Below are 20652 nucleotides of genomic sequence, written 5' to 3' on the forward strand. Positions count from 1 at the left end.
AGGTGGCTCGTCATGAGGGAAGTTATTAGAAGAGTTTGGGAGTCAATACTATTTGGAGAGAACGTACTTATCGAACACGACTCATCAACACCTCCTCATATAGGATTTGCTCACTTGTTAAATCTTGTTAAATTGGGCATACAAAAAAGATTATGGTGTGGTTGTTGTGGACATTCTCGATACGCTCTACCTGTATAAGAGCCAGATGGAACTCCAAGGGCTAAACTCTGGCTTACTAGACAATGTTAGAGTTATCAAAATTGGGGGACGGTTGCACGTGGGGAATGTTATTACAAGACTTTCTTTTGGAGAGCCTGTTGTTCGGGAAAAGGAAGCATTTGGCATTGTTAAGTCAATTCTAGATGTGGGGGATAAAATAGTAAGCCTAGTTTTGGGATTTGATAAACTTCTCTTTGTAATAAATTCAAGAACAGAAGCATTGTCTATTGTGAATATCGTTCTGGGGTATACTGGAAATCCCAAGGGAATTGGCTACTACTTCATTAATACTGAGCTGTTAGAGAAGAATACTCCCAATATCCTCCCGCTCCTAGAGGAAGTTGCAACTACTGTCGTTGAGATAAGAAAGAAGGGTAAAAGTTTCTTTCTTAATGTCAAAAAATCAATCAACAGCGAAATTGATGGAGTGGAGGTGAAACTGTAAAACTTAGAAAGATAGTGGTGGACCGGGCGGGATTTGAACCCGCGGCCTACGGCTTGCGAAGCCGTCGCTCTCCCAGGCTGAGCTACCGGCCCATCCCGATTTTTATCTTTAGAGTCAGCTTAAAAAGTTTTCCATGCATTAAAACTTCTCGAGCGTTATATCCTTTACTTTTTTCTTTTCTTCATCAAAATCTATTGTGGCATAGTGTCCCCTCGACAGAGGACCTGGATTTACAATTATGGTTTCTCCGATCTCATCTATTCCAATTGCCTCATGTATGTGACCGCATATAACCAGTGGAGGCTGCTTTTCCTCAATGAATTTTCTCAGCGACTTGCTTCCGGCATGTGTTCCCACAAGGGTTTTGTCAACCTTGGTGTTTTTAGGCGGAACGTGAGAAAGCACTATATCGCCATCTTGATAATTTTTGGTCAGAATTTCCCAAATCTCCTCTTCGCTGAACTCCCATATTGTCGAGAAAGGCGTTATGTTTGAGCCCCCTATTCCAACGATGCCAACGCCATTAAACTCCACCCTTTTATCATGAAGGCTGACATTGAGTTCTTCAAGCAGTTCAAGGACATCCCTACCATCACAGTTCCCCATAACCGCATAAAAAAGCTTTCCGAAACCTATGAACTCCTTCAGAATATTATAAGCCGTTTCTTTACCTCCAAAGTGAGTTATGTCCCCTGCTATCATAATAAGGTCGAACTCTTCATCTTTGATGTGCTCCAAGAACTCTTTTACCCTGTTATCTCTTCCGTGGATGTCCGTTACCGCTATTATCCTCATCTCACCACCCTCTACAGAATACACGGGAGGGCTTAAATGTTTGATGGTTAAATTTTAAAACCTGAAAAGCAATTCATAAGACGTATGAGCAAGTGGAAAGAAACCCTAAAAGAGGAGGGGATTCTTGAGGTAGGGGATTTTGTTATTGAAGTCAGCGTAGAGTCTGAATGCCCATGTAAGGATGATACCCTTTACCCGGCAGTTCTGATATATGACCTCAAAGATGAAGAGATTTATTACCTTGATGAGCCCTTTGAACCTGTAAGCAACTTTAAAGAAGCCCTTGAACAGGTTTTTGAGTGGATTGAGAGATATAAACATGGAGAGCCGCCGAGAATGAAGAGAAGCCCCAAGAAAGATGCTCCCAAAGAAGTGGTGCAGAGATTTTTGGAAGCTCTGAAGTCCCTTGAGTAGGGCAAAAACTTTAAGTTCTTTTTTCAATGCCCCTTGGAGGTGTGGGATTTGGATCCAAAAAAGTCAGTTCTTAAGGAGTCATCAACTGAGGGAATTAAGGAAATTCCTGTCATTGGCCCATGGCTTGAGGACGTGAGCAGCTTAGAGGAAGTCATTGATTATTACGAGAGAATAGGTTTTCAAGCAACACATCTGGGAAAGGCCATTGAAATCTGGAAGAAAGTGGAGGAAAAAAGAAAGAACGGGGAAGAAGTTAGAGTTTTCCTTGGCTACACATCCAACATAGTTTCTTCTGGTCTGAGGGAGGTTATAGCTTATCTTGTGAAGCATAAGAAGGTCGATGTAATTGTAACCACCGCTGGAGGAGTGGAGGAGGATTTCATAAAAGCCCTGAAGCCCTTTATCCTCGGAGATTGGAACGTAAACGACGCCGAGATGAGACAGAAGGGAATAAACAGAATTGGCAACATCTTTGTGCCCAATGACCGTTATATAGAGTTCGAGAAGTACATGATTCCCTTCTTTGAGAGGCTCCTAGAGATTGAAAGGGAAGAAAAGAGACCTTTAACAGCGAGCGAGGTCATCTACGAGCTCGGCAGGTATATAGACGAAAAGCTGGGCAAAGAGAAGGAAAAGAGCATCCTTTACTGGGCATACAAGAACAACATTCCGATCTTCTGTCCTGCTTTGACCGATGGTTCCTTTGGGGATATGCTTTACTTCTTCAAAGAGGAGAGAGGCGACAGAGAGCTTATAATAGATGTAGCCAACGACATAGTGAAGCTCAACAACCTCGCCATTACCGCAAAGGAGACCGCATCAATAATTCTGGGTGGGGCTTATCCAAAGCACGCCATAATCAACGCAAACCTCTTTAGGGGCGGAACAGATTACGCAATCTACATAACCACCGCAATTCCGTGGGACGGCTCTTTAAGCGGAGCTCCCCCAAGTGAAGGCGTGAGCTGGGGCAAAATAAAGGCAAAGGCAGATTACGTGGAAATATGGGCAGATGCGACGCTGGTTTTCCCAATCCTTGTGTGGATGGTCATGAAAGGTTAGTCCTATTTTGTATGCTCGCCCTGGTTGGTTTTTTCTTTTTTAATTCAAAAAAGCGAAGGCTTGTTGTACTCCACTTCTTCTGGAATAAAACAAAAGAAAGAAATTACATCTTCTCTATTATTCTCCTCATTAACTCCCTATCTGGGTTGCCATAGATGAAGGTCGAGAGGATATATTCCATCTCCTCTTTCGTCAGCCCGAAAACGTCTCTCGCTATAATTGCTTCAAGCTCGGCCCTCATCTCCCTCCTCTCGTCTTCGTCGGTGACCTCGCTGGCCTTTATCCCCAGCGCTTTCCCCATGTCGTCGTAGTGGCCTTTTCTGTAGAGCAGCCTGAAGGCCAGCTCAACGATTCTGGCCTTTACCCCCGGCCCTGGCTCTGGAATCGGGAGCTCGTAGAGGAAGAACATGGTGAGGTTTGCCGAGACCCTCTGCCTTATGTAGTAGTCGAGGGTGAAGCTGTTGAGGAGGGCCATCAGGTAAACGACGTCCCCGTAGGGTATCCTCTCCTGGGTGAGCTCGCCGTCCCTGATGACGTAGCGGAAGGGTTTGAAGTAGTTAAGCGAGTGCCCCATAAAGACGCGTTTGGGCAGGATCGTGCTTATGAGTGTTCTTTTATTAGTGGAATGGGCTATCGCCCTGTAAGCGAGCCTGTGTTCCTCGTAGTCGAGCTTAAAGGTCCCGTTATTAAAGTTATCCTCCGCGAGGCGGTAGTTCTCATCTATGAACTCTTTAAGCTCCCGTCCCCTGAGACCGAGCTTTTCTCCTTCAGCCTTGAGGAACGTCCTGACCCTGCTCAGTTCCTTGCCCAGGAGCCGCTTCCTTCCCTTCTCCTCTTCCACCCAGTACCTCGGCTCGCTGAAAAACGGCTCGTACTGGTGTATCATTTTCCCCTCGTATAGGACGAGGCCCTTCTTGGAGGTGTTGAAAAGGTTGTTGTCAGTTGTCATATTAAAGTCTGCCTGAATGAGGTTTTTGCCATACACATCAATCCATAAGGGATGGGCGTCTCTGATTTTTTGGAAAATTACGATATCTTTTTGCTTTCTAAATTCTACAACGCCGAGAACATTGGGCGATGTCTTTGGAATTAGCTCAACTGGGTATTCAAAGGTTACCGCCCTGAGGAAGTCCTCGAAGCCCCCGCCGTTGTCATTTGCCCATGCCTCGTAGTCCCCTCTCGTGACGTAGAACGCCGCCCTGAATGGTTTTTCGCACCTTTCCTTGGTGAAGAAGACGATGTCAAACTTGAAGCGTGAGTCAACGTCTTTAAACCACCCGCTTCCGCGGTTCTCGAAGGAGACCAGCTCCTTAAGGCAGTAGTTTTCGAGGATTTCCTTTCTGAGAAGGATTGTGCCCTCGTCGGTGTGGAAGTTCGAGGGGACGAGGAGGTTCACGGCCCTCTTGGAGAGCTCCATAGCTCTCTCAATGAAGACTTTCTGGAGGGTTATCTTACCTTCAGTACTGAACTTGTACCTCTTACGGACGAAGTCAGAGAGCATTTTTATCCTGCTGTAATATTCGTTCCATAAAGATTTTAGCTCCTCTGACTCCTCAAGTTTCTTGCGGAATTTCTTCTTGAATTCTTTCCCAGATATGCCAAACTTTGTAACTCCTTTCGGAAAAACATCCCTGAACAGTTCTTCGTGTAATGTAACGAATTCTTTTTCGGAGGGTTCTACTGTTTCCCACGGCGGGTTGCCGATGACCCCGTGGAAGCCCCTCTCCTTCTCTGGCAGGGGCTCGCCGTTCTCGTCAAAGTAGAGGAAGAAGAACTCAAGGGGGTAGAACAGGGGTTTTTCAAAGTCCCAGCCCCTCTCCTTCATCATCTCGGTTAGCTTCTCCCTTATCCGTGCCTTTATTTCCTCCATGCCCTTAAGGACATCCGGATTAAATGGGTTGCTCAAATATGCCTTTCTTTTTTCCCAGAGCTCTTTTATTTCCTCTTTAAACTCTCTCATAAGTTCAACAACTTCATTATCTGGAAGCGAAACTATGGAATTTCCTGTGATGAGGTTCATCTCGAGATCAGGGAGTATGTGCTCCTCTGATTTCAGATTTTTATATCTGAATTCGGATGGTTCAAGCTTTATAGCCTCTTTCCAGATGTTTACCTTAGCAACATCTATAGCCCTTTCATCAAGGTCTACCCCATATATATGGCGGAGGATTACGAGAGAAATCAGATTGCGTTTATGAAGATTAAAACCTAAAAAGCTCCTTATTTCCTTTATCAGTTGTTTTTGCTCCCTAATATGTTTTGGTTCCGCTAGATCTTTTATAACGCTCTTATAATCCTCTGCCCATTTTGTTTTTTCATCAATTTCTTCATAGATTTTGTACACTTCCCTGAGAACCTTGATCAAGAAAGAACCCGAACCACAAGCAGGGTCGAGAATTGCAATTGATGTCAATTCTTTTGCGAGTTTCCAAGCCTTTTCTTTATCGACTCTTTCCGAGTTGAGCACATTTAAGAACTCATTTTTTACTGGTTCAAAAAGCTCTTTAACGAGTTTTTTAGCCATATATCTTGTAATTTCACTCGGTGTGTAATATATGCCCATTTGTTTTCGTCTTTCTGCTAGAAACATTTCATAAGCTTTTCCGAAGACGTCTTCGTCTATTTTCCTAAAGTTGTAGTAGAGCAGGCCTCTTTGAAATGCGCCTCTCCACCCTTCTACACCAAGAATAAGCTTAAGTCTTTTACCAAAGCTCCTCATGTTTTCTTCACTATCTTCCAACACTTCCAATATGGACTTCTTAAAGAGCTCGGTATCATAATAAGTGTAAAACCAGCTATCGATCTCTTTAAAAAATTCTTCCAACACCTTTTTCATGCCTCTAGGAGACCATTTATGCTCTGCGTCGGTATAAGCATCATGGAGAAATCTGAAAGGGATAAGGCTATGATCTTCCAGCGTTTTAATGAATATAAACTTATTGATGAGATGAACGATATGTTCATTTGGATTTTCCACCTTCCACTTAACTTTTTCAAGTGTTGTGTACCATCCCTTTAGGTCGTTGAAGAACATCTCGTCAAGATCATGGCGTGGAGTTTTGTCCTCTTTTCTCCTAACAAGTTCCCAAAAATCTCCGATCTCAGCAAGCTCCCTTACGAAGTCTTCAAATTTCTCTTGGTGGAATGGCTTGAACTCATAAACAGCTTCCCTGTTGAAATAATATACGTCAATAAGGTTAGTTAAAACAACATAGTCTACTTCCGAAGCCTTGAGATATCTTATAATCTGGTTATCTCTGTCTTCTTTCATCTGGTTGTATATTTGTTCAAGAGGAATGATTTTTATTTTAGTGGAGCTAACAATCTTATGCATCGGTTTTAACTCTACAGCAACGGGATTTGTGGTTCCCGTTTTTATAAGATAATCTACCCATCCTCTTTTATCAAGCTTTATTTCAGGAGCCCATTCAAAGCCCAACTGGTCTAAAAGAGGACGAAACAAAAATTCAGAGAGGAGAATTTCTGGTTTTGCTACAGTAATACTCTTGAGATAACGTTGCGCATTACTCGTTCTCAGCTTGGATTTTAGGTCTTCAATTGTTAATGAATCAATTACTCCTTCTATTTCACTGAGAACCTTTATGTCGTTAAGATAATCTTCTATGAGCTTCTTGTTTGAAGGCATTTATTAACCCCCCCTCATATTTTATAGTTACGTGCAGTTTAAAAATTTCTTGTTTATCACGATTTCATCCTAGAACAAAATGAAAATGCTCAATAAAGCGTAACCCAGACCTCCTCTCCCTCTTTATACCCCTCGCTGTCCTCCGGGATTTCGAGATAAGCGTTGCTCTCAACTATTGCGCTCATTATTCCGCTTCCCTTCTTCTTAATCGGTACAGCTTCGCCGTTTTCATAGTAAACTTTCACAAACTCATGCCTTCCCAGAGATGATGGCACTTTCTCCCTGAGCCTTGCCTTAACCCTTATCGGCCTGTAATCTGCTCCAACAAGCTTTGCTAAAGCATATTTGACGTAGAGATGGAACTGGGCAAAGACAGCTGCAGGATAGCCGCTCATTACAAAGGTTCCCTCTCCATACCCTATCGGCCTTCCCGGCTTGTTCGTACATCCATGGAAGAGCAGATTAACAAACTTGTGGGCATAGTCCTTCTCTCCAAAGGCGCTTCCACCGGTGATTAAAACGAGGTCGCATTCTTTTTTAGCTTTCTCGATTGTTTTGCCTATGAGCTCTTCATCGTCCGGAATTATACCGTAGAAGACCGGTTCGCCAAAGTATTCCCTCACAAGAGCTTTCAGCATTGCGGAGTTGCTCTCCAAGATTTTTCCTTTGTTCAAGGCTTCTTCATCAAATTCTTCTATGAGCTCATCACCTGTAACCATTATCCCGACTCTGGGCTTTCTCTTCACCTTAACGGTTTTAATTCCAAGCCCCTTGAGCATTCCGAGGTCTTGAGGTCTTAGAATACGTCCCTTCTTCAGGACGACCTCTCCCTTCTTCACGTCTTCACCTTTGAAAGCAACGTTTTGTCCGGGCGCAACGGGTCTGAGGACATAGATTTTGTTCCCTTCTCGCTTCACCTTTTCCTGCTCTATGACAGCATTGGCTCCCTTTGGCATCTTGTTGCCTGTCATTAACTTCACCGCTTTTCCATTTGTAACTTCCTTTTCGCTTTCCATCCCTGCTGTTATCTCATCAATAACCTCAAGCTCTACTGGAGCGTACTCTCTCGCCTGAAATGTATCTTCAGCCCTAACCGCATATCCATCAACGGCAGAGCGGTCAAAGGGAGGCAAATCTATTGGTGAGACAACATCCTCGGCAAGCACTCTCCCGAGAGCTTCGTCAAGGGGAAGTTCCTCAGTTTCTTCAAGCTCTTTTATATCGTTCAGCATCATTTCGAGGGCTTTTCTGTAGGGGGTTAGCTGTTTGAATTCCCTCATCTTATCACCTTCTAACTTTTAAGTTATAAGTTAAAAGTTATAACTTATAACTACTCCCTCGCATGTTTGAGAATGTGATAGGCTTCCTTTTTGATAATTTCAAGGGCTGTTTTCACTGCGTTTAGACTTCCCGGCAGACAGAAGACAACTTTGCTCTCCTTGTCTCTTATTATTCCGGCTGTTGCCCTGCTTAGAACCGCTGCAGTTCCAACTTCTTCGTAGCTTTTTAGCCTGAATATCTCCCCAAAACCTACGAGTTCTTTATCAAAGAGGGGTCTTAAGGCTTCAATCGTCACGTCTCTCCTTGTGATTCCGGTTCCCCCAGTGGTAATGACAACATCCGCCTTTTCAAGGGCTTCAATTACAGCCTTTATTATCTTGAGCTTTTCATCCGGCACAACTGCATAATAGACGTTCTCATTTCCTTCCTTTTTTAGCTCCTCAATGATATAATAACCGCTTAGGTCTTCCCTCTTTCCGCGGCTTGCGGTGTCGCTGACGGTTATAACGGCGAACTTGAACTTTTTGGGTGCTTTGGCTTTGTGCTCTTCAACTCCCATTTTACACCACCATTTAACATTCGGCTAAGAGGTTAATAACTTTTTAGCTAGGGTTCCTCAACAGTTTTTAAAAATAGAATCTAAAACTTGTTGATAATTTTTTGTTAAGGAAAAATACTCAAAAATGCAAAACGGAAGATATAAAGAGTCTAAATGGAACCCAAGGTTAATATCTGCTTAAAAAATCAAAATTCAATCGAGTTCAATTATTCCTCTCTTAGACAAAGCATCTAGGATTTTCTTTCTTATTTCGTTCTTGTCTACTAAATTCTTTAGTCCTATTATTATTTTTGTAGAACCTTCAAATTCTTCTGCGTGAAGTATCGAAGCTATTATTACATCTGCATCACTAGATTTTGCAGTTAGAAGTTCTGTGTGTTCCACCTTTGCTGGGATTTGCAATTCCTTCAAAACATCTTCAACAAACATTCTCATTATCAAAGAACTCCCCTGACCCACTCCACATACTGTTAGTATTTTAAGAGGTCTATCCAGCTTATATTTCACCATTATTCCGCCCCCCACGATTATAATTTAAAAAAGTTTAAAGAAATTAAAAAGTATTTTGGTAACAAAACTAAAATATTGCCGCCAATATTACTTTGAGTATTCCAACTATTGCGTACCAATCTGGATCTCCAAGTGTGGCAAGCTCTGTACCGTATGTTAGGAACTGTAAAGTTACAGCTTGGCCTATTGCTAAAATAAGTCCGTTAAGTGCTCCAGCAAACACTGCTCCTTTCCATCCACCAGTTTTGTTACCAAAGACTGCTGCTGCACCTCCAGGGAAGAACAACATGATCATTGGAGGAACTATGACGGCAAACCCTACAGCTATAAAGAGTCCCATCATCAGTAGGAATACGCCCAGGCCGCTTAGGAATCCTATTATAACCGCTGTGGGTGCATATGGGAAGACTACCGGAGCATCTACAGCAGGAATCGCTCCAGGTATTACCTTCTCTGAAATACCTTTGAATGCTGGCACTATTTCTCCAACGAACATCTTAACACCAGTGAGCAACACTACTATTGCTGCTGCAAAGTATACACCTCTTAGAATCGCCCATATGATTGGATTTAAGTCTCCAGCAAGACTGGTTATTGTATCCGGAGCTTTTACATAACCTACTATTGCCGCCACCACCATTATGAGACCCAGGATAACTGCAGTGCTTACAGCATAATCTTTTAAGAATGAAAGAGATTTTGGAAGCTTTATTTCCTCAGTGCTCTCTTCTGGCTTTCCAATGTATTTTCCTACATGATAGCTTATCAAGGCCACTAACGAGGATGTATGAGCATACCCAATTGCATCAGACCCAATAACATCTCTCATTGCATGATGGATATATGCAGGCTGGATTGTCCAGTAGATAGCCATAACTACCGCTCCAATTCCAATAATTTGTCTTGCACTAGCATTCGGATTCATAGTCAAAATCACTGCAACAACCAATAATGAGACCCACCACATTAAGTGCCCTGTTAGATATACATGGCGGAATTTTGGGATAATTCTTACAAGTATTAGGTGTAGAATAAAGGCTACTGTCATGATAACTGCAGCATAACTGCCATATTGAGCTATTAGGTCATTTAAAGGAACATAATTGGGAGGATACTTCGGAGAAACGCCGGTTGCTGCTGTTATCAATGATTGAAAGTTCACAAGCTCATCTACAAAAAGACCTGCACCCGCAAGCATCATGACGACACCAATCATTACCTTTGCAGTTCCTACTAAAGTTTCACTGAACGGCTTTTTTTGGAGAATTAATCCAACGAATGCAACAATTCCAAGCAACACTGCCGGTTGTCCAAGTATATTAGTACCAACCCAAGTCAAAAAATCCATAAAGGCGACCATGGGAATCACCAAGATTCTATAAATAAACAGATATTTATATATTTTTTGGTTATTCTAGCTATCTTCCACCGGTATTTGCATTTTAAAGCCCTTAGAGCCTTATTTTAACCTATATGGGAGAGGACATTATCATTTGTAACTCCCAAGATTCCCTTCAGAAAGGGTTACTTGTTGGTTACATTGAAGAAAAGCCCCTTAAACAACTTTTTTATTTATTACATAGTGAAGTATTACAAACGATGGATATGTCTGCAAGATGTTAATATGTAAAATTTATGGACTAAAATTTCATTATTTCTTAAATCATATCAGCAAAATCCGCAATTTTTGTAGGATACATCGATACTGTTAGGATAACTGGGGCATCACCTCCTGAAGCCATTCAGTAACATCACCAGGCGGATCACCAAAACTAGAATGAATTCTGACAAAATTATACCAGAAGGCAAACAGAAAAACAAACCTATGAACCCTCCTCCAGTCTTTACCCCTGAAATTATTCCAGAAACGCTTCGTCCTCTCCTTCAACGTCCTAAACCAGCGCTCAACACTGTTCCTCGGCCCGAAAGTCACATGCAGATAACCCAACCTCAAACTCTTAAAAGCAGACTTATACCAGCTCGCCCTGTCAACCAGAAAGACAGGCTGCCCTTCACACGACTTTAAAACAACCAGAATGAAATCCCTGGCAACCCACCAGTTTCTAACAGTCGTAATCCAGACTGCTAAAACTTCCTTGCTCTCAACGTCAATTGCAGCCCAGAGGTATCTTTTCTTCCCGTTGATTTTTATTACTGTTTCGTCAACTGCGATGAAGTTTCGCTGTTTTTTGACTGCGAGGATTTTTGGCTTGTAAACTGCTTCTGCGAGTTTTTGGACTGCCTCCCAGACTGTTACGTGACTGATTTTGAGTATTCTGGCGGTTTGCCGGTAACTGAGGCCTCGCAGGTATAATTCTACTCCCCTGATTTTCTTTTCTGGTGGGATTTTGTTGCGACGAAAGGGTTTTAAGGCTGAAACCACCCAGTAAATAATGGTTTCAGACTTCATGTTCCCCCTTCTTTTTCTAAAGTACTGCCAGTAACTTAAACCTGACACCCCACAGCTTATCCTAACAGTATCGGATACATCTATGACAATGTTTAAATAATACATATGATAAACATTATATATAGGGTGGTTATCATGAATATGCCTTTGAACCTTAAGGAGATACTTCGCGAAGAAATGGAAAAAAAGACTATTCTTATCAATCCTTCAGTTCTTAATGAGAGCTATCTTCCAGAGTATCTTCTATTTAGAGATGAGGAAATTACACAGATAACTAAGCACCTTGGGCGATTTCTAAGTGGATTACACCCCGGAAATCTATTAATCCACGGTCCTCCAGGTACAGGAAAAACCCATGCAATAAAGTTAGTAGCAAAAAACTACAATGAGTTTACAAGAGAGAATGGAATCAACTCCAAAATGATTTATATCAACTGTAAAGATAAAACATATTACCAAACGGTCGTGGCCTTATTGCATGAGTTAGATGTGAATTTCCCAAATAGAGGCTTTGGGGTTGCTGAAGCAGTAGATACTCTTACAAAACATTTGAAAATGGAGAATCAGAGATATATCTTTGTTTTTGATGAAATAGATAAGTTAAAGAAAACGTACAAAGACAAAGAAGATCCAATGAATGCATTAATATATAGAATGTCGCGATTAGACGAGTTGCTGGATAAGGATGCTCCTTTGCTAATAATGATATCAAATATGAGCAATATAGTAGAAAAAATAGAACATGCAACGATGGCTAAATTTACCCCAAAACCAATATACTTTAGAGAATACAACACGGATGAACTTTACCAAATTCTTCTTGATAGAGCTGACCATGCATTGGATCCCTCTAGTTTCAGTAAGGAATCAATAAGATACTTGGCAGAACTTATACAGAAAAATGAGAGGGATTTGAGATGGGGTTTTAGAGTGCTAGTAGAAGCTGCATTAATGGCTAAGGAAAAGATTACAAAAGAGTTGATAGAAGAGGCAGTTAAAATTGTGGATAACGACATTCTCATCCAGGTGGTCAAATCCCTCAGCAATCACCAGCTAGTAGTACTCTGGTCAATCTCATTTTTAGAAGCTTCAAGTATTCTTCCAGTTACAGGGGAACTTTATCAGGTCTATAAACTTATCTGTGAAGAGTTGAACTGGAGACCAAGGAGCATGAGACATGTAATGCATTATATAACCCCCAAGATAGAAAGTATCGGGCTAATTACTTCTAGAGAAAAAGGTATGGGCAGGGGAAGAGGGAAAACACTAGTATTCCATATAGAGGAGAATCCTCAAAAAATACTGAAAATCGTGGAAGAGATTTTATCTGAGAGAACACATGAAAAATTCAAGCCCAATGAAATTCCAGAACTCCTTCAAATAAGCTTTCAAAAAAGAGGGTGAACAGAATGAATATACTTATACTCAAGAAACTTATAGAGAACATAGATGTTAATGCAATTGCTATTAATGTAGAGGTAAAAAATTGGGAAGAAGCTGTGAAGATTGCCGGAGAAATTTTATACAACCTAGGGAAAGTTTCACACGAATATATTGAAGGAATGATAAAAACTACAAAACGTCTTGGTCCGTATGCCGTTATTGCTCCTGGGATTGCTTTACCACATGCCCGCCCAGAGAATGGAGCTCTTGAACTTGGAATAAGCATTGTAGTGCTTCGTAGCCCTATAGATTTTGACTCTCCTAATGATCCTGTGAAAGTCATAATAGCATTTTCAGCGCCTACAAAATCTGAGCATCTTGAACTCCTAAAAGAGATTGGAAGGCTTTTATCCACTACAACCCTTCAAAAGAAGTTAAAACATGCGAAAACCCCAAATGATGTAATTTCTGCATTTAAGGAGACCATAGCAAATTATGAGGTGATAAACAATGCAAATTATTAAAGGAATCCCAGTTTCAGGAGGAATGGGTATTGGAGAAGCCATAGTTATACAGCCAGTAATCCAAACAACTACAGAAATTACAGGAGAAGACGCCAAGAGTGCAATTTTAAATGCCAAAAAAAATACTATTGAACTGCTTGATGAATTTATAGCACGTGAACCCCCCGAAGTAGCCGACATCCTAAAGGCTCACAAGCTTATGGTGGATGCCATTGTTAGTGAAGCTCTCGAAGAAGTTGAGAAAGGACGCGGAGCAGTGGCAGCTATAAATTCGGTAATAGACAAATATGTGAAACTTTTAACAGCATCTGGATCTTCTTTGATTCAACTCAGAGTTAATGACTTAATAGACATAAAGAATACTCTGTTGGAAAATCTAACACAGAAGAATATAGAGCACGTTAAAAAAGGATCAATAATTGTTATAAAAGAAATCCAACCCTCACAATTGTTAAGATATAAGAATCAAGGGATTGCTGGGATAGTCTCCGAAAGGGGAAGCTACACTTCTCATGTTGCCATAATTGCCAGAAATCTTGGTATACCAGCTATCTTTGGAGCTAAAAATGTTACAGAGCTAGTGAAAAATGGAGACCTTATCATAGTTGACGGATTTTCGGGGGAAGTTCTTATTAATCCTGACAAAAACACAGTTGAACTATACAATGCAAAAAAGAAAACTTTCACGAAACTTATCCAACTGTTCGAACGTGCGAAGGATAAACACGCAATAACAACAGATGGGTATAAAGTCCTAGTTACTGCAAATATTGGAAGTGAAGACGATCTCAATACTGCCCTAATAAACGGGTGCGATGGAGTTGGGTTATTCAGAACCGAATTTTACTATCTCTCGCGCCAAACTCTTCCCTCCTCTGAAGAGTTTTCTAGAATACTAGAAAAATTAGCAAACAAACTTGAAGAAAAACCACTAACAATTAGGCTTCTTGATGTTGGTGGGGATAAACCCCTGCCCTATCTTTCATCTCCAAAAGAAAACAATCCCTTTTTGGGTCTTAGAGGGATAAGATACCTCCTAAAATACCGTGGACTGTTAAAATCTCAATTGCAAGCAATTGTTATGGCATCATCAAAACAAAAAAACATCCGAGTTATGGCTCCTATGGTGAGTACGATTGAAGAAATTAGACTGTTAAAAGAAGAAATTAAAAAGATATCCCCCAAAGCAAAAGAGAATATAGAATTTGGGATAATGGTTGAAGTGCCCTCCACTCTTTTTCTGTTAGATAAGATAATCAAGGAAGTTGACTTCTTGAGTATAGGCACAAATGACTTAACACAATATCTTTTTGCAGTGGATAGAACAAATGAAGAAGTGTCCCACATATATGATGATATGCATCCAGCAGTACTAAGAGCAATTAGTGAAATTACAAAACATGCACAAAAAAAGAGAATACCTGTTGATGTATGCGGAGAACTTGCAAGTAATCCTTTAGCTGTTCCAATACTTGTGGGACTTGGCATAAATGAACTGAGCGTCTCTCCAACGTCTATCCCTCTTATTAAGTGGATAATACAAAACATTCCGCTCGAAAGATCCAAGAGGCTTGCAAAAGAAGTACTCACCTTGGAAAATGGCCAAGAGGTAAGAGAGAAAGTTAGAGAATTCTTGAAAGAGTATCTTGGAGAGAATATTCCTTGGTGAGCTTGATTCCAAATTTTAATACTCTTTTTCAGTTTTTTCGGACTTGAATGATTTGATAATCTCAATTACTTCCTGAGGAGTTTCTGCATTTGCTAGTTTCTCCCTGAAGTCATCATTAGATAACAACACAGCTAATTCTTGGAGTAATTGAACATGAGATTTCTTATCCGGAGCAGAGAACGCTATTATGACTTTCACAGGATCATTAGGAGACCCAAAGTTCAGTGGTCTTTTAAGTACAACGATGCTTATTCCAACTTCGAGGGCACCGTCTTCTGGACGAGCATGGGGTAGAGCAACCCCTGGAGCAATAACGGCATACGGACCTAATTTCTTAATAGTGTTCACCATTCCTGTAATATAATCTCTTGTTACTTTACCGTTTTTGTATAGAATTTCTCCGGCAATCTTCACAGCTTCTTCCCATTTTGATACTTCAACATTCGTCTTAATCCCTTCCAAGCTAAGTGTCTCTATCATAGTTTTATCACCACATGAGTTGGTGATTAAATTCTTTTAATGTTTACTATGCTTACGGGCGTGTTTATAGTAACCTTTATTAGGGTTTTTGCTGAATTCTTTCGGGTGGTTGTCGTGATCCCCAGATGGGATCACAGACTCAAAGACCCTGAAAGCGTGGCATTCGCAATTCTTGACGTTTTAGCAGACTTCGAATCAGAAGGAAAGCTGAAGAACCTGCCAAAATCCAAAAAATTTCCAGTAAAAACAATACTGGCAATACTCCTCTTTAAACAATACTACAACCTACCTCTCAGAGACGCCCAGCACTACGGCAGAAAATTCTTCGGAGCAAACATTCACTACTCAACCCTCCACAACTGGGAGAAAAAGCTGAACCTCGAAGAACTGACAAACCACCTCCTGAAAAAACTCCAGAAATTACCCTACGCCAGCACTCAAGCAGACTCAACCATTATTACAAATAAAAAAAGGGTAGGATAGAAGTTCAGGCAATAACGAGAATCCTGCCGGGTTTACTGTATCCGGTTGCTGTGAAGATCACAACTTCTGAGAACGAGCTGATTGAACTCCTGCCGGGGGGTTCTGGGAATTTTTATGCTGATGGGGCTTATGATTCAAAGAAAGTTCTGAACACTGTGGTGGAAAAGGGTTATCGGCCGATTGTTAAGAAAACTAAGAACGCTCCAGGTGGTTTTGGTAGTAAGAAGAGAGACAGAGTGTTTTCTGAAGAAGAGTACAGGCGTAGGAATCCTCATGAGGGGTTCTGGGGTGCGTTTACAACGTGGTTTGGCAGTAGGATCCCCTGTTTTCTGAAAAAGACTACTGTAACCCGAATCCTGCTTGGGGTAATGTGTTATGGTCTGAAAATCCTCCTCAGAGTCAAATACTGTTTAAATAACAGGGGGTGAAACTAAACACGCCCCTATGCTTACGAAATTTGCTCATCTGTTAGTGAATCTAAACTATTTTCAGTAATATTTATCAGTTATATTACCACCAAAGATGGTGTTATATCTCCAGTAAGACACTCACATTATACAAACTTCTATCAATAGAGCGCTGGGATACATTTTCATGAAATGTTGCAAATGATAACTATCTCTCCCTATTTGGCAAAAAAACTAAAATCTTGGCTGTTTATCCCAAATAAGCTTACAGAAACTCCTAGATAACCAAAAAATATATATAGACTCCACTTAAATTGAATATTAGAAAACTCTTGGAAAGAAAACTCACTTAAAATAAAGGTGATAGTGAATGATTGAAGTGACGGTTAAATTAAAAAACAAATCTGGACTTCATGCAAGACCTGCAGCAATCTTTGTAGAAACTGCAAAAAAATTCAAGTCAAAAATTACTGTCTCAAAAGAAGGGAATACTGCAGATGCAAAAAATATTCTCCAGCTTTTAGCCTTAGGGATTGACTATGGAGACGAGATTAAAATTATTGCTGAGGGAGAAGATGAAAAAGATGCAATAAACGAACTAATACATCTATTAGAGGACGTTCTGCCTTTTGAGGATACCTAAAAAGAATAATTGGTGTCCATATAAAAGGTGGTCATATGATAGGAACGATCCTATTACTCCTTAATTATTCCCAAAACGAGGCATCAAGAATTTTGGATAAGATTGTAGATTTGTTAAAACCCGGTTTTGATATCATCACATGGTCTGCTTCCTCAATAAAAAGACATCAATTTGACACTCAAAATTATAAAAGATCAGTTATAACTGATAACATAAAAGGGATTTTGATTAACACTAACCGCTATGAAACAGGTATCCAATCCAATTTTATCATTCCGCACAGGGATGCACAAGAAGAAACGATAATATCATTTGAAGGTCTGTTAAATGGAGACGCTAGAAATGCCCTAGATAGTCTACAACATATCTGCAACTCCTGTTTCTCACTACAAGGATTAAAAGTTGCTTCCAAAAATCAATACTTCTCGTTTGTTTGTTATGAGCATAATCCAAAAAATCCAAAAGTTGTGTCATTTTCTTCATATAGACCCCTGTTCATGTCTCAAGATCAAAATAAAATCCTTCTAACGACTTCCTCAGGAATAATCTCTGCTTTGGGAATTGAAGCATATACAATACCTCCTAACTCTATAGTGTTTTGGTCATCTACTAAGCAATCCCTTCCCGAAAGTGCTGTAAAAAGAAGGGTTCAAGTACCAGAACATTTTATGAGAAATGAAATTTCTGAAACGCTTTACGCTTTAAAACGAGCTTATGCTTTTAGAAATCACGAAACAATAGAAGCTGCCGCAGATATTATTGCTAACTCCAAACGAATATATGTAATAGGAAATGGATCATCACTAAATGCAGGCATAATGTTGCAATATCTCCTTCCGGAGTTGAATATATCAGTGATGTCTGCGTTTGAATTTTTGCTATACTACACTTCGTCACTAGAAAGCGACCATACAATTATCGCAATAACTCAATCAGGAATTACTTGGGATGTTATTGAAGCAGTAAAGAAAGGAAAAACGACTGGGGCAAATATAATATCTATTACTAATAATCCTTTTGGTAAAATAAGAGAGTATTCACACGTGACTATCCCACTATTGACAGGATACGAACTTGCAATTCCAGCAACAAAGAGCTTCACCAACACTCTAGCAATTTTGCATCTACTGGCATCTCAAGTAAGAGTAAAACTTGGATTCTTAACTACAAAAGAAAGAGAAGAGAAGTTATCAGCAATTTCAATCTTTGCAGATGAAATACCAAATCTACTTAATAACCAAGAGAGATGGGCACAAAACACAGCCAAAAATCTATGCCATTGCAGGGGTGGATACATAATCTCAGCTGGAATAACGTATCCAGTAGCCATAGAAGGAGCACTTAAGCTTAAAGAAGTGGCTTATTCACATGCAGAACCCCTTGAACTTGAGGAGTACCTACATGGACCAAGCGCTGCGCTTTCCGAGGAAATGTACAATATTGTGATATCCCCATATGAAAGGCTTGGAAAAGAACGTTTCCTCCAAAGATTTGAAATGTTCTACAACAACAATTGTAAGCTTGTTGTTATTGGTGAAACTTATGAAGAGCACAAGAAGCTAGAATATATATCAATGGTAGAAATAACACAAGAAGACCCAGTAACTTACGCTTTAGCATCTACCTTACTCATTCAACTTTTATCCTATTGGTTAGGAGTGTATAGGGGAACACCGGTAGATTTTCCAAAGGGTTTATCCAAAGCTGTTGTGGAATAATAATTGGGAGGTGGATATCGTGGAGATTTTGGATGAAACGTATTCGATTGTTAATTTTTTGCTAAAAAAAGTAAAGGAGGAAGAGAGAGAAAACATTGAAAAAGCATCTCAAGTATTGGCTGAATCTTTGGAAAACGGAGGAATTCTACACGTGATTGGGGCAGGACACTCAGCAATAATCGGAGAGGAGCTCTCCTATAGAGCCGGAGGCTTAGTTCCTGTAAACCCAATAATGAACACAGATATAAACGTTTATCATGGAGCCTTGAAGTCAACGGAAATGGAACACGTAGAGGGATACGCAGAAATAATTCTAAAAGCAATGCAAGTCCAAAAAGGTGACGTTGTGCTAGTAGTTTCAAGCTCGGGAACGAATACATTTCCTGTTGAAGCTGCCATAAAAGCTAAATCTCTCGGATGTCCAGTTATCGCCATAACTTCTGTTGAATACTCCAAGAGTTTAACGCCAAAAAACAAGTATAACAAGAGACTTTTCGAAGTTGCAGATATAGTTATAGACAACAAAGTGCCTAGAGGGGATGCTGCATTAGAAATTCCGGGATTTCAAATGAAAATTTTCCCAGTATCTACTATTATTGTAGCATTTATAGCTCAGACGATTGTAGCTTTAGCAATTAAAAAATTAGTCGAAAAAGGAGTTGAACCCCCAGTATTCCTAAGTGCTCATTTACCAGGAGCTCAAGAACATAACATTAAAGTTATTGAACGATACAAAAACCGTCTAAAATATTTGTAGGGGATGAGAAGATGTCAAAGACAATCCTAACCAATGCTCGAATTATTACTCCTTTTGAGGAGATTTATCCAGGAACTGTAGAAATTGAGAATGGAGTAATAAAAAAGGTTTATAGGGGAAAAAATCCAGATGGTGAAGATTTAGAAGGAAAAATAATTAGTCCTGGCTTTATTGACATACACACCCATGGGATAGGGGGTCTTGATGTTACCTACAGTGCCATGAATGGCTCAGAACAGGAAGTTGAAGAAGCATTGATTAAAATGAGTGAGAAATACATGACACATGGTGTGACATTATTCCTCCCTACTACTGTGACGGCAGCTCATGAAGTCCTTTTAGTTGCATCTAAATCGATAAAAAACACAATCAACTACCAAAAGGATCAGCTCACAGGAGCAAAGATTGGAGGGCTTCACTTAGAGGGACCATATATAAGCAAGGAAAAAAAAGGAGCACAGAATGCAGAGTTTATACGCCCTCCCAGCATTCAAGAACTCAAAGAATACTGGGAAGTCTCTGGAGGAAATATCAAAACTATAACGATCGCACCGGAGGTTGAGGGGGGGCTAGAGTTTATACAGTACGCAAGGAATCTTGGAATATATATCTCTTTAGGACACACAAACGCAACTTACGAAGAAGCAAAAGCTGCTATATATTCTGGAGCCAACAGGGCAAGTCATTTATACAATGCTATGAGGCCTATTAACCACAGAGAGCCAGGGGTTATTATTGCCGCTCTCGAAAGTCCTCAAGTATATCTAGAACTCATATGTGACCTCATCCATATCTCTCCCACAATTATCCACTTCACTATAAAACATGCTGGAATAGAGAGAATCGTCACAATTACAGATTCAATAATTGCAACAGACTTCCCAGATGGGAAATATTCGTTGGGTGGGTTGGAGGTAATTGTTAAGGGAGGAGTCTGCAGGCTAAAAGATGGAACTCTCGCGGGGAGCACTCTCACTATGGACAAAGCATTAAGAAATCTTGTCGAAATTGGAGTTCCTTTAAAGGATGCGATTAGAACCATGACATACAACCCTGCAAACGCTATAGGGATTCGTAAAGTTGGGGCAATATTACCAGGATATTTAGCAGATTTAGCGATTCTAGATGAAAGTCTACATGTGGATTCAGTATACATAAATGGGGTAAAAGTTTAATTTGCTTTCTTTAACTTCTTTCTTCTTTTGATACTTTTGTGGAATAATCAAAGTTTCAATTCCTAGAGTCAT

At 40.3% G+C, this 20652-nt stretch carries 20 protein-coding genes and 1 tRNA gene; 12 read left to right on the forward strand and 9 right to left on the reverse strand.

What is annotated here, in order from left to right; genetic code table 11:
* Window positions 1–157: 157 nt before the first annotated feature.
* A complete protein-coding gene (locus THEPK_RS07860; RefSeq protein WP_232194557.1) occupies window positions 158–664 on the forward strand; it encodes a DUF257 family protein in 507 nt (168 codons plus the stop codon).
* Window positions 665–679: 15 nt separating this feature from the next.
* Here the strand turns inward: THEPK_RS07860 and THEPK_RS07865 are convergent.
* Both THEPK_RS07865 and THEPK_RS07870 read right to left on the reverse strand, forming a co-directional pair.
* Window positions 680–756, reverse strand: a tRNA-Ala gene (locus tag THEPK_RS07865).
* A 46-nt stretch (window positions 757–802) separates the two neighbouring features.
* Window positions 803–1459: a metallophosphoesterase family protein gene (locus tag THEPK_RS07870; protein WP_042700338.1), complete on the reverse strand. Its 657-nt coding sequence runs from the start codon at window positions 1457–1459 to the stop codon at window positions 803–805.
* A gap of 84 nt (window positions 1460–1543) precedes the next feature.
* Between THEPK_RS07870 and THEPK_RS07875 the strand changes: the two genes are divergently transcribed.
* Together THEPK_RS07875 and THEPK_RS07880 are read left to right on the forward strand one after the other, a co-directional pair.
* Entirely contained in the window at window positions 1544–1873 is a 330-nt protein-coding gene (locus THEPK_RS07875) for a hypothetical protein (protein WP_042700341.1), read from the forward strand.
* A 48-nt stretch (window positions 1874–1921) separates the two neighbouring features.
* Window positions 1922–2935, forward strand: coding sequence for a deoxyhypusine synthase (locus THEPK_RS07880; RefSeq protein ID WP_042700345.1), 1014 nt, complete (start codon window positions 1922–1924; stop codon window positions 2933–2935).
* Window positions 2936–3038: 103 nt separating this feature from the next.
* Here THEPK_RS07880 and THEPK_RS07885 read toward each other — a convergent pair whose 3' ends face one another.
* The 6 genes from THEPK_RS07885 to THEPK_RS07910 all read right to left on the reverse strand — a co-directional run bounded on the left by THEPK_RS07885 (window position 3039) and on the right by THEPK_RS07910 (window position 11341).
* A complete protein-coding gene (locus tag THEPK_RS07885) occupies window positions 3039–6581 on the reverse strand; it encodes an Eco57I restriction-modification methylase domain-containing protein (RefSeq protein WP_042700349.1) in 3543 nt (1180 codons plus the stop codon).
* Window positions 6582–6670: 89 nt separating this feature from the next.
* A complete protein-coding gene (locus tag THEPK_RS07890; protein ID WP_042700352.1) occupies window positions 6671–7861 on the reverse strand; it encodes a molybdopterin molybdotransferase MoeA in 1191 nt (396 codons plus the stop codon).
* Window positions 7862–7911: 50 nt separating this feature from the next.
* Entirely contained in the window at window positions 7912–8421 is a 510-nt protein-coding gene (locus THEPK_RS07895) for a MogA/MoaB family molybdenum cofactor biosynthesis protein (RefSeq protein WP_042700355.1), read from the reverse strand.
* Window positions 8422–8613: 192 nt separating this feature from the next.
* Window positions 8614–8946, reverse strand: coding sequence for a PTS sugar transporter subunit IIB (locus THEPK_RS07900; protein WP_232194558.1), 333 nt, complete (start codon window positions 8944–8946; stop codon window positions 8614–8616).
* A 52-nt stretch (window positions 8947–8998) separates the two neighbouring features.
* Complete coding sequence (locus THEPK_RS07905) at window positions 8999–10291, reverse strand: PTS ascorbate transporter subunit IIC (protein WP_052315916.1); 1293 nt, start codon at window positions 10289–10291, stop codon at window positions 8999–9001.
* 348 nt (window positions 10292–10639) lie between these two features.
* Window positions 10640–11341 (reverse strand): IS6-like element ISPfu1 family transposase, encoded by a 702-nt coding sequence (locus THEPK_RS07910; protein ID WP_011011522.1) that lies wholly within the window; start codon window positions 11339–11341, stop codon window positions 10640–10642.
* A gap of 135 nt (window positions 11342–11476) precedes the next feature.
* On the opposite strand from THEPK_RS07910, the gene THEPK_RS07915 reads away from it, so the two are divergent.
* The 3 genes from THEPK_RS07915 to ptsP are packed head-to-tail and all read left to right on the forward strand — an operon-like array spanning window position 11477 to window position 14917.
* Window positions 11477–12745 carry a Cdc6/Cdc18 family protein gene (locus THEPK_RS07915; protein WP_042700359.1) on the forward strand — a complete coding sequence of 423 codons (1269 nt, stop codon included), beginning with the start codon at window positions 11477–11479 and terminating at the stop codon, window positions 12743–12745.
* 5 nt (window positions 12746–12750) lie between these two features.
* A complete protein-coding gene (locus THEPK_RS07920; RefSeq protein WP_042700361.1) occupies window positions 12751–13248 on the forward strand; it encodes a PTS sugar transporter subunit IIA in 498 nt (165 codons plus the stop codon).
* The gene (gene ptsP / locus THEPK_RS07925) at window positions 13235–14917 is read left to right on the forward strand and encodes a phosphoenolpyruvate--protein phosphotransferase (protein ID WP_052315917.1); all 1683 of its coding nucleotides are present in this window, start codon (window positions 13235–13237) and stop codon (window positions 14915–14917) included. The genes THEPK_RS07920 and ptsP overlap by 14 nt, the downstream gene beginning before the upstream one ends.
* 15 nt (window positions 14918–14932) lie before the next feature.
* Here ptsP and THEPK_RS07930 read toward each other — a convergent pair whose 3' ends face one another.
* Window positions 14933–15397 (reverse strand): PTS sugar transporter subunit IIA, encoded by a 465-nt coding sequence (locus THEPK_RS07930; RefSeq protein WP_042700363.1) that lies wholly within the window; start codon window positions 15395–15397, stop codon window positions 14933–14935.
* Between the two features lie 60 nt (window positions 15398–15457).
* Between THEPK_RS07930 and THEPK_RS07935 the strand changes: the two genes are divergently transcribed.
* The 6 genes from THEPK_RS07935 to nagA all read left to right on the forward strand — a co-directional run bounded on the left by THEPK_RS07935 (window position 15458) and on the right by nagA (window position 20580).
* Window positions 15458–15880, forward strand: coding sequence for a hypothetical protein (locus THEPK_RS07935; protein WP_156882108.1), 423 nt, complete (start codon window positions 15458–15460; stop codon window positions 15878–15880).
* A 50-nt stretch (window positions 15881–15930) separates the two neighbouring features.
* Entirely contained in the window at window positions 15931–16308 is a 378-nt protein-coding gene (locus THEPK_RS07940) for a hypothetical protein (RefSeq protein WP_042697605.1), read from the forward strand.
* A 349-nt stretch (window positions 16309–16657) separates the two neighbouring features.
* The gene (locus THEPK_RS07945; RefSeq protein ID WP_042700369.1) at window positions 16658–16930 is read left to right on the forward strand and encodes an HPr family phosphocarrier protein; all 273 of its coding nucleotides are present in this window, start codon (window positions 16658–16660) and stop codon (window positions 16928–16930) included.
* Window positions 16931–16965: 35 nt separating this feature from the next.
* The gene (locus THEPK_RS07950) at window positions 16966–18648 is read left to right on the forward strand and encodes an SIS domain-containing protein (RefSeq protein ID WP_042700372.1); all 1683 of its coding nucleotides are present in this window, start codon (window positions 16966–16968) and stop codon (window positions 18646–18648) included.
* 19 nt (window positions 18649–18667) lie between these two features.
* Window positions 18668–19405 (forward strand): SIS domain-containing protein, encoded by a 738-nt coding sequence (locus THEPK_RS07955; RefSeq protein WP_198011302.1) that lies wholly within the window; start codon window positions 18668–18670, stop codon window positions 19403–19405.
* An 11-nt stretch (window positions 19406–19416) separates the two neighbouring features.
* The gene (gene nagA / locus THEPK_RS07960) at window positions 19417–20580 is read left to right on the forward strand and encodes an N-acetylglucosamine-6-phosphate deacetylase (protein ID WP_042700375.1); all 1164 of its coding nucleotides are present in this window, start codon (window positions 19417–19419) and stop codon (window positions 20578–20580) included.
* Window positions 20581–20652 lie beyond the last annotated feature (72 nt).

Source organism: Thermococcus sp. PK, assembly GCF_000430485.1.
GTDB classification, from domain to species: domain Archaea; phylum Methanobacteriota_B; class Thermococci; order Thermococcales; family Thermococcaceae; genus Thermococcus_A; species Thermococcus_A bergensis.

Coding starts and splice junctions, on each gene's coding strand:
- THEPK_RS07875 (WP_042700341.1), top strand. CDS start 1,544: ATGAGCAAGTGGAAAGAAACCCTAAAAGAGGAGGGGATTCTTGAGGTA.
- THEPK_RS07905 (WP_052315916.1), bottom strand. CDS start 10,291: ATGGTCGCCTTTATGGATTTTTTGACTTGGGTTGGTACTAATATACTT.
- THEPK_RS07910 (WP_011011522.1), bottom strand. CDS start 11,341: ATGAAGTCTGAAACCATTATTTACTGGGTGGTTTCAGCCTTAAAACCC.
- ptsP (WP_052315917.1), top strand. CDS start 13,235: ATGCAAATTATTAAAGGAATCCCAGTTTCAGGAGGAATGGGTATTGGA.
- THEPK_RS07920 (WP_042700361.1), top strand. CDS start 12,751: ATGAATATACTTATACTCAAGAAACTTATAGAGAACATAGATGTTAAT.
- THEPK_RS07945 (WP_042700369.1), top strand. CDS start 16,658: ATGATTGAAGTGACGGTTAAATTAAAAAACAAATCTGGACTTCATGCA.
- THEPK_RS07895 (WP_042700355.1), bottom strand. CDS start 8,421: ATGGGAGTTGAAGAGCACAAAGCCAAAGCACCCAAAAAGTTCAAGTTC.
- THEPK_RS07885 (WP_042700349.1), bottom strand. CDS start 6,581: ATGCCTTCAAACAAGAAGCTCATAGAAGATTATCTTAACGACATAAAG.
- THEPK_RS07890 (WP_042700352.1), bottom strand. CDS start 7,861: ATGAGGGAATTCAAACAGCTAACCCCCTACAGAAAAGCCCTCGAAATG.
- THEPK_RS07950 (WP_042700372.1), top strand. CDS start 16,966: ATGATAGGAACGATCCTATTACTCCTTAATTATTCCCAAAACGAGGCA.
- THEPK_RS07870 (WP_042700338.1), bottom strand. CDS start 1,459: ATGAGGATAATAGCGGTAACGGACATCCACGGAAGAGATAACAGGGTA.
- THEPK_RS07930 (WP_042700363.1), bottom strand. CDS start 15,397: ATGATAGAGACACTTAGCTTGGAAGGGATTAAGACGAATGTTGAAGTA.
- THEPK_RS07915 (WP_042700359.1), top strand. CDS start 11,477: ATGAATATGCCTTTGAACCTTAAGGAGATACTTCGCGAAGAAATGGAA.
- nagA (WP_042700375.1), top strand. CDS start 19,417: ATGTCAAAGACAATCCTAACCAATGCTCGAATTATTACTCCTTTTGAG.